This window comes from Streptomyces sp. NPDC006450 (assembly GCF_040612195.1).
Taxonomy (GTDB): domain Bacteria; phylum Actinomycetota; class Actinomycetes; order Streptomycetales; family Streptomycetaceae; genus Streptomyces.
In genome coordinates, this window is record NZ_JBEXPT010000199.1 from 1 (window position 1) to 7247 (window position 7247).

The 7247-nt window shown below is 76.6% G+C and carries 6 protein-coding genes; all 6 read right to left on the minus strand.

Going from position 1 to position 7247, the window contains the following annotated elements:
* Positions 1-305 precede the first annotated feature (305 nt).
* A complete protein-coding gene (locus ABZY57_RS31375) occupies positions 306-1130 on the minus strand; it encodes a CoA ester lyase (RefSeq protein ID WP_356517721.1) in 825 nt (274 codons plus the stop codon).
* Positions 1127-2347: a CoA transferase gene (locus ABZY57_RS31380; protein ID WP_356517723.1), complete on the minus strand. Its 1221-nt coding sequence runs from the start codon at positions 2345-2347 to the stop codon at positions 1127-1129. Before ABZY57_RS31380 ends, ABZY57_RS31375 begins: the two co-directional genes overlap by 4 nt.
* 109 nt (positions 2348-2456) lie before the next feature.
* Positions 2457-3362 (minus strand): ribokinase, encoded by a 906-nt coding sequence (gene rbsK / locus ABZY57_RS31385; RefSeq protein ID WP_356517725.1) that lies wholly within the window; start codon positions 3360-3362, stop codon positions 2457-2459.
* On the minus strand, positions 3359-4885 hold the full coding sequence (locus ABZY57_RS31390) for an ADP-ribosylglycohydrolase family protein (protein ID WP_356517727.1): 1527 nt from the start codon (positions 4883-4885) through the stop codon (positions 3359-3361). Before ABZY57_RS31390 ends, rbsK begins: the two co-directional genes overlap by 4 nt.
* Positions 4882-6078: an ADP-ribosylglycohydrolase family protein gene (locus ABZY57_RS31395; RefSeq protein ID WP_356517729.1), complete on the minus strand. Its 1197-nt coding sequence runs from the start codon at positions 6076-6078 to the stop codon at positions 4882-4884. Before ABZY57_RS31395 ends, ABZY57_RS31390 begins: the two co-directional genes overlap by 4 nt.
* Positions 6075-7247: ADP-ribosylglycohydrolase family protein (locus ABZY57_RS31400; RefSeq protein ID WP_356517731.1), on the minus strand; the 1173-nt coding region annotated here is incomplete at its 5' end. The genes ABZY57_RS31395 and ABZY57_RS31400, both read right to left, overlap by 4 nt.

Here is a 7247-nt window from a genome sequence, read left to right on the forward strand (position 1 = left end):
GCGACCTGGCGCTCCGAGCCGATGTTGATCGCCTTGTCGGGGGCGAGGCTCGGGTTGAAGGGGTCGTCGGTGGGTGCGCAATCGCGCGGCGCCCCTCCCGTTTTCGCGTTCACCGGCGCTCCAACCGCGTGAGCGTCCCCCATGGCAGGCGGAGTTACGGGCTCCAGCGCGCGGGCCGCACGACCGTACCGGAGCAGGCCGGCCCGGCGCGGTCCAGGACGTCCGCGGCGAGCGCGTCGCGCAGCCACCGGAACACCAGGGCCGGCATCGAAAGCCCCGAGCTCAGCGCGCCGGCGCCTTGCCGTTCAGGAGGGTACGGGCGCGTCCCGGCGGGACAGGGCCACGACCCGTTCCGCGCCCGCCAGCATCGCCGGGTCGACGAAGCGGCCGTCCGGGAGGGCCACCGCGCCCGGGGTGCGGCGGGCCGCGGCCACGATCTCCTCGGCGGCGCTGACCTCCGCCGGGCCGGGCAGGTAGGCCCGCTCGATCACCGGGAGCTGGCGGGGGTGGATCGCCGCGCGCCCCAGGAAGCCGAGGGCCCGGCCCCGGGCGCAGGAGTCCGCCAGCGCCTCCAGGTTCCGGATGTCGGGGAACACCGACTGGGCGGGCGGGGCGAGCCCGGCCGCGCGGGCCGCGACCACCACCCGGGAGCGCGGCCAGTCCAGGCCCGCCTCCGCGGTGACGCCCAGGTCGGCCCGCAGGTCGGCCTCGCCCAGGGACAGCCCGCGCAGGGCGGGGTGCGCGCGGGCGATCTCGTAGGCCCGCTCCACGCCGATCGCCGATTCCAGCAGCGCGTACAGCGCCACCCCGGCGGTGCGGGCTGCGGTGGCGGTGATCTGCTCCGGCGAGGAGATCTTGGGCAGCCGCAGTCCGGCGAGGCCCCCGAGCCCGGCGAGGGCGCTGAGGTCGGCGCCGCCCCAGGGGGAGTCCAGGGCGTTGACGCGCACGTGGACCGGTACCGGGTGCGGCCCGTCGCCCAGCAGCTCGGCGGTGGCCCTGCGGGCGTACTCCTTGCGGGAGGCCGACACCGCGTCCTCCAGGTCCACGATGACGGCGTCGGCCCCGGCGTGCAGGGCCTTGGCCACCACCTCCGGGCGGTCACCGGGTACGTAGAGCCAGGTCAGGATCACAGGGCCCCCTCCGTGCGCAGAGCGGTGATCTCGGTCGGGGAGAGGCCGAGTTCGGCGAGGACGGCGTCGGTGTCCGCGCCGTGCGGGCGGCCCGCCCAGCGGATGGCGCCGGGGGTTCCGGAGAGCCGGAAGAGCACGTTCTGCATGCGGATCGGGCCCAGTTCCGGATCCTCGACCTCGGTGATCGTGTCCAGGGCCGCGTACTGCGGATCGGCCATGACGTCGCGCACGTCGTAGACCAGCGCGACCGCTGCCTCGGCCTCCTCGAAGGCGGCCGTCACCTCGTCTGCCTTGTGGCGGGCGATCCAGCCGCCGACCGCCTCGTCGAGGACGTCCGCGCGACCGGCCCGGCCGGAACCCGTCGCGAACCACGGCTCGGAGATCAGCTCGGGCCGTCCCACGAGCCGCATCACGCGCTCGGCGATGGACTGGGCGGAGGTGGAGACGGCCAGCCAGCGGCCGTCCAGGCTGCGGTACGTGTTGCGGGGGGCGTTGTTGGTGGAACGGTTGCCGGTGCGCGGCTGGACGTAGCCGAGCTGGTCGTACCAGAGCGGGTGCGGCCCGAGGACGGTCAGGATCGGCTCGATGATCGCCAGGTCCACCACCTGCCCGTGCCCGGTGCGATCGCGTCCGGCGAGCGCCGCCATCACGGCGTACGCGGTGGTCAGCGCCGCGATCGAGTCCGCGAGCCCGAACGGCGGCAGGGTCGGCGGCCCCTCCGGCTCCCCGGTGATCGCGGCGAAGCCGCTCATCGCCTCCGCCAGGGTGCCGAATCCGGGGCGGTGGGCGTACGGGCCCTCCTGGCCGAAGGCCGTCACGCGGGTCAGGATCAGCCGCGGGTTCGCGGCGGACAGTTCGGGCCAGCCCAGGCCCCACCGCTCCAGGGTTCCGGGGCGGAAGTTCTCGATGACCACGTCGGCGGTGGCGGCCAGGCGCAGCAGGGTGTCCCGGCCACCGGTGGTGGACAGATCGAGGGTCATGGTCCGCTTGTTGCGGCCGAGGAGCTTCCACCAGAGGCCGATGCCGTCCTTGGAGGGGCCGTGGCCGCGGGAGGGGTCGGGGAGGGTCGGGTGCTCGACCTTGACGACCTCGGCGCCGAAATCGCCGAGGAGGGTGGCGGCGAGGGGACCGGCGAACAGGGTGGCGAGGTCGAGGACGCGCAGCCCTTGCAGGGGGCCCCGGGCGGGGGCGGACGCGGACGGGGCGTCGGTGTTCACGAGGCGGCTCCGGCAGAGGGGTGCGGGCCGGAGCCGGACGCGCGGCCCTGGCCGCCGGGTCCGGAGCCGGGTCGGGGTGCGGTGGGGGGCTCGGTGAGGGGCTCGGTCATCAGCGGACGTCCTGTCCGGCCGCGAACACGGCGACCTCGCCACGGGTCGGCATCGAGTCCTGGGCGCCGGGTCGCTGCACGGACAGGGCTGCGGCCGCCGAGGCCCAGCTCAGGGCCTCGGGCATCGGCCGGCCCTCTCCCAAAGCCACGGCGAGCGCCCCGACGAAGGTGTCTCCGGCGGCGGTGGTGTCCACGGCCCGTACGCGCGGCGCGGGCACGGCCAGCGGCTCGCGGCCGCGGGCGGCGTACAGCACCCCGGCCGCGCCGAGGGTGACGACCACCTCCGGCACGTCCTGCAGCAGGGCCGCAGCGGCCAGGTGGACGTCGGTGAGCCCGGTGAGCGCGGCGGCCTCGTGCTCGTTGGGGACCAACAGGTCGGTCGCGGCGAGGAGTTCGGCCGGCATCGGCTGGGCGGGGGCGGGGGTGAGGATGGTCCGGACCCCGTGGGCGCGGGCGGCCAGGGCGCCCGCGAGCACGCCCTCCAGGGGCAGTTCGAGCTGGAGGAGCAGCGAGTCGGCGGCGCCGATGCGCGCGGCGTCGCCCGGTTCCAGGGAGGTGACGTGGGCGTTGGCGCCGGGGATGACGATGATGCTGTTGCCGCCCTCGTCGTCCACGGTGATGTGCGCGGTGCCGCTGGCGCCCTCGACGGTGCGCAGGGCCGCCGTCTCGACCCCGGCGCCGGTGAGTGCGGAGCGCAGCCGTACGCCGAACTCGTCGGCCCCGACCGCACCGATCATCACCACCTCCGCGCCCGAGCGGGCCGCGGCGACGGCCTGGTTGGCGCCCTTGCCGCCGGGGACGGTGCGGAAGGAGCGGCCGGTGACGGTCTCCCCGAGACGGGGGGCCTTGGCCACGTAGGCGACGAGGTCCATGTTGGTACTGCCGAGCACGGCGATGGCCGTCATGAGCGGGCTGCCTCCTGTGCGGTGAGGTGGGCGAGGGTGTCGAAACCGATGCCGTCGAAGCCCGGGACGCTGGTGGCGAGGCGGTTCTTCAGCGGGGCGGTCCAGCGGTGCGGGATGGCCTCGGGGGAGCCGGCGATCAGTCCGGCGAGGGCGCCCGCGGTGGCGCCGTTGGAGTCGGTGTCCCAGCCGCCCGAGACGGCACGGCAGACGGAGTGGGTGAAGTCCCCGTCGGCGTGGGTGAGGGCGGCTGCGATCACGGCGGTGTTGGGGACGGCGTGGACCCAGTGGTAGTGGCCGTAGCGGGCGTGGAGCAGGTCGACGACGGCATCGAAGCCGGCGGCGGTGCCCCGCGCGTCCGAGGCGGCCCGGATGCCGAAGCGCACGGCCTCGGCGAGGCGCGAACGGGGCGGTACGACGGCCAGCCCGGCCCGGAGCGCGGTGTGCACGTCGGCCCGGCCGGTGGCCGCGGCGGCGGTGGCCGCGGCCACGAACGTGGCGGCGTGGACGCCGTTGCCGGTGTGGGTGAGCGCGGCGTCCCGGTACGCCTGGGCCGCGGCGGCGGCCGGGGCGCCCGGGTTGGTCCAGCCGTGGACGTCGGCGCGGATCAGGGCGCCGATCCATTCGCGGAAGGGGTTGTGGTGGGTGGCGGTGGCGGGGGGCTCCAGGCCCTGGAGGAGATTGCGGTACGCGACCCGCTCGGCCGTGAACGTACGGCCGGCCGGGAGCTCGTCGAGCCAGAGCCGGCCGACGTCGGCGGTGGTGAAGCCCTTGCCGTGGCGCTGGAGGAGGAGCAGGCCGAGGAGGGGGTAGTTGAGGTCGTCGTCCTCGGGGGCGCCGTCGATGTTCTCGGCGAGGGAGGTGGGCGCGGAGCGGCGGTTCCAGGGGTGGGCGGCGAGCACCTCCGGCGGCACGCCGCGTGCGGTGAACCAGTCGCCGAGCGGCCAGTTCCCGCAGGCCCGGGCCAGGGCGCGGATCCCGTGCAGGGGCAGCTTCTCCACGGGCTTCCCGAGCACGCACCCGACGGCGCGGCCGAGCCAGGCGGCCTCCAGCCTGCGGCGCAGGGCGGGGTCCGGGGCAGTACCCGGCTCCGGGTCCGGGGGCCCGGAGCCGGAGTCGGCGGATGCGGGTGCGCTCGGGGTTCGCGGAGCGTGGGCGCGGGGCCGGTCGGGGGTGGGGGAGAGGTCCCCCACCCCGCCCCCTCCCGCGCCCGGGGGCAAGGCCCTGGACCCCGGGGGGCCGGGGAGGGCTGCCAGGGCCGTCAGGAGGTCGCTCGCCAGGGCCCGCAGCTCCGGTGCGGCCGGGGCGGGGGAGGCACCCGCCCGGGTGGGGGCGAGGTGGCCGCCCGCCGCGAGCCAGACGCGCAGCAACGGCTCCGCCGCCTCCGCGCGGCCGTCCTCGGCGGCCTGGCGGAACTCGTGGCCGACCAGGTCCTCGGGCTGGACCCACGTCAGCCGGACCAGCTCGCCCGCCGGTGCCGGGGCAGGTGCAGGTGCCGGGGCCGGGGTGTGGCGGGTGGTGGTCATCGGGGGGTCGCCAGGGTGGCGAAGGCGGCTTCGTGGGCGCGGCGCCGGTCGCGGTCGCGGGCGAAGACCTCCCGGGTGACCGCGGACAGTGCCGTCGCCGGTGCGCGCAGGTCCAGGCGGCTGGCCTCCGCGACCCGGTCCGCCCAGGCGGGTGGGACGGCCGCCCCGCCCGACAGGGCGCCCGCGAGTGCACCGGCCATGGTCGCGATGGAGTCGCAGTCCCGGCCGTAGTTGACCGCGCCGAGCACGGAGGTCTCGTAGCATCCGTCGGCGACGAGCAACATGCCGAGCGCGACCGGGAGTTCCTCGATGGAGTGCAGGCGCGAGGGTCGCCGTGCGCCCAGGGAGGGCGTGCGGTAGTCCGGGCCGACCGAGTCGTACGGGGCGACCGCCGCCCGCAGCGGGGCCAGCGCCGACTCGAAGTCCCGGTGGCGGGCGGCGACCTCACAGACCGCCTCGATGGCCGCGCGGGTGCCGTCCTTGGCCAGGGAGAGGGCCGTGTCGACCACCGAGGCCGCCGTCGCCCCCGGCACGCAGGCCGCGGCCACCGCCGCGGCGAACACGCCCGCCGCCTCCCGCCCGTACGAGGACTGGTGCGCGCCGGTGACGTCCAGCGCCTCCGCGTACGCTCCGGCCGGGTGGCCCGCGTTGACGAGCCCGACCGGCGCCATGTACATCGCCGCACCGCAGTTGACGATGTTGCCGTTGCCGGCCTCCCGTGGGTCCGCGTGCGCGTAGTGCAGCCGGGTCACGATCCACTTCTCGGCGAGGAAGATCCGCTGGAGGGGGAGGGCGTCCGCCTCCAGCTCCGGGATCCAGCGCGGGGTGGTCATCAGGTCCGGCACCAGGTGCTCGGCGATCGCGTACGCGTCCAGGTGGTCCCGTACGGCCTCGTAGACCCGTACCAGCGCGTGCGTCATCAGGGTGTCGTCGGTGACGTGGCCGTCGCCCTTGTGGTACGGGGCGATGGGGCGGGCCGTACGCCAGTCCTCGTGCCAGGGGCCGACGATGCCGCGCACCCGGCCGCCGTGCCGCTCCAGGATCTGTTCCGGGGTCCAGCCCTCCACCGGGCCGCCCAGCGCGTCGCCGACGGCCGCGCCGACGAGGGCGCCGGTGATCCGGTCGTCGAGGGTGGGGGTGCGGGGGGTGGGAGCGGGGTTGGGGGTGGGGTCCACGGGGGTCAGGGTCGTCATGTCCGGGGCTTTCCTTGGGGCTTGGGTGAGGTGAGTTCCGTACGGGTGAGCAGCGCGGCCAGTTCGACGAGGTCGGTGCCCGCGAGGCGGGGGAGGGCGCAGCCGGAGAGGGTGCGGCACGCTTCGCGCCAGGCGGCGGGGAGGGAGTCGCCGCCACCGAGCGCGCCGGTCAGCGCGCCGGCGAGGGCGGGGGCGGAGTCCGCGACGCGCGACAGGCAGGCGGCGGCCGGGACCGCCTCGCAGACCCGGCCGCGGGCGGCGGTGGCGAGGGCGAGGGCGACGGGGACGGTTTCCGCGGCGGCGATCCCGTAGCTGTAGACGTGGTCGACGATCTGGTGTTCCAGGAGCGGGACGATGGCGAAGGCTCCGCCGGTCGTCTCGGCGCGGGCGAGTTTCACCGCGTGCCGGGCGTTGCGGCCGATCTCGGTGGACTCCGGGAGCTGCGCGAGGGCGGCGTCGACGGCGGCGTCGGTGTCCGCGGCCGTGCAGGTCCCGGTGGAGGCGAGGGCGGTGGCGATGGCGGCGGCCATGGCGCGGGCGCCGTGGACCCCGTCGCCGTCCTGGGTGTAGCGGGCGTCGAACTCGGCGAGGTCCGCGGCGGCCCCGGGGTCCCCGGGGTGCACGACCGCGAGGACGCAGGCCCGGATGCAGGCGGCGTCGTCGAAGTAGTGCGGGTTGTCGTGGCCGGTGGCGGGCGGGCGCAGGCCGGCGGCGAGGTTGCCGAGGCCGGCGCGGACGGAGATCCGGGCGCGGAGGGGGAGGACGGCGGACTCGACCTCGGGCGCGCGTTCCGCCGCCGCGGCGACCTCGCTGGCCAGGGCGTTCCAGGCGAGGTCGATGGCGGCGCGCATGCGGCGGGACCGGGAGAGGTCGCTGAGCAGCACGCCGGCGGCGGTGAGGACGGACTCGGCGGCGAAGGCGGCCCACTCGGCGTCGTCGGAGGGGCCGAGGCGGAGCGGCTCCGGGGGCTGGTTGAGGGCGATGGGCACGGGGAGGGTGGTGGTGGCGTTCTGCTCGGCGAAGGTGTCGAGCTCGCGGGTGAGCCGGCGGGTCCACTCGGGCATGCGGCTGGCCCGGTGGCGTGCCGCGGGCCACCCGGCGGCGTCGCCCCGCCCGCGCCCGGCGCGGCCGCGGCGTAGTGGCAAACGCTGACAACCCATCCCGGGCGA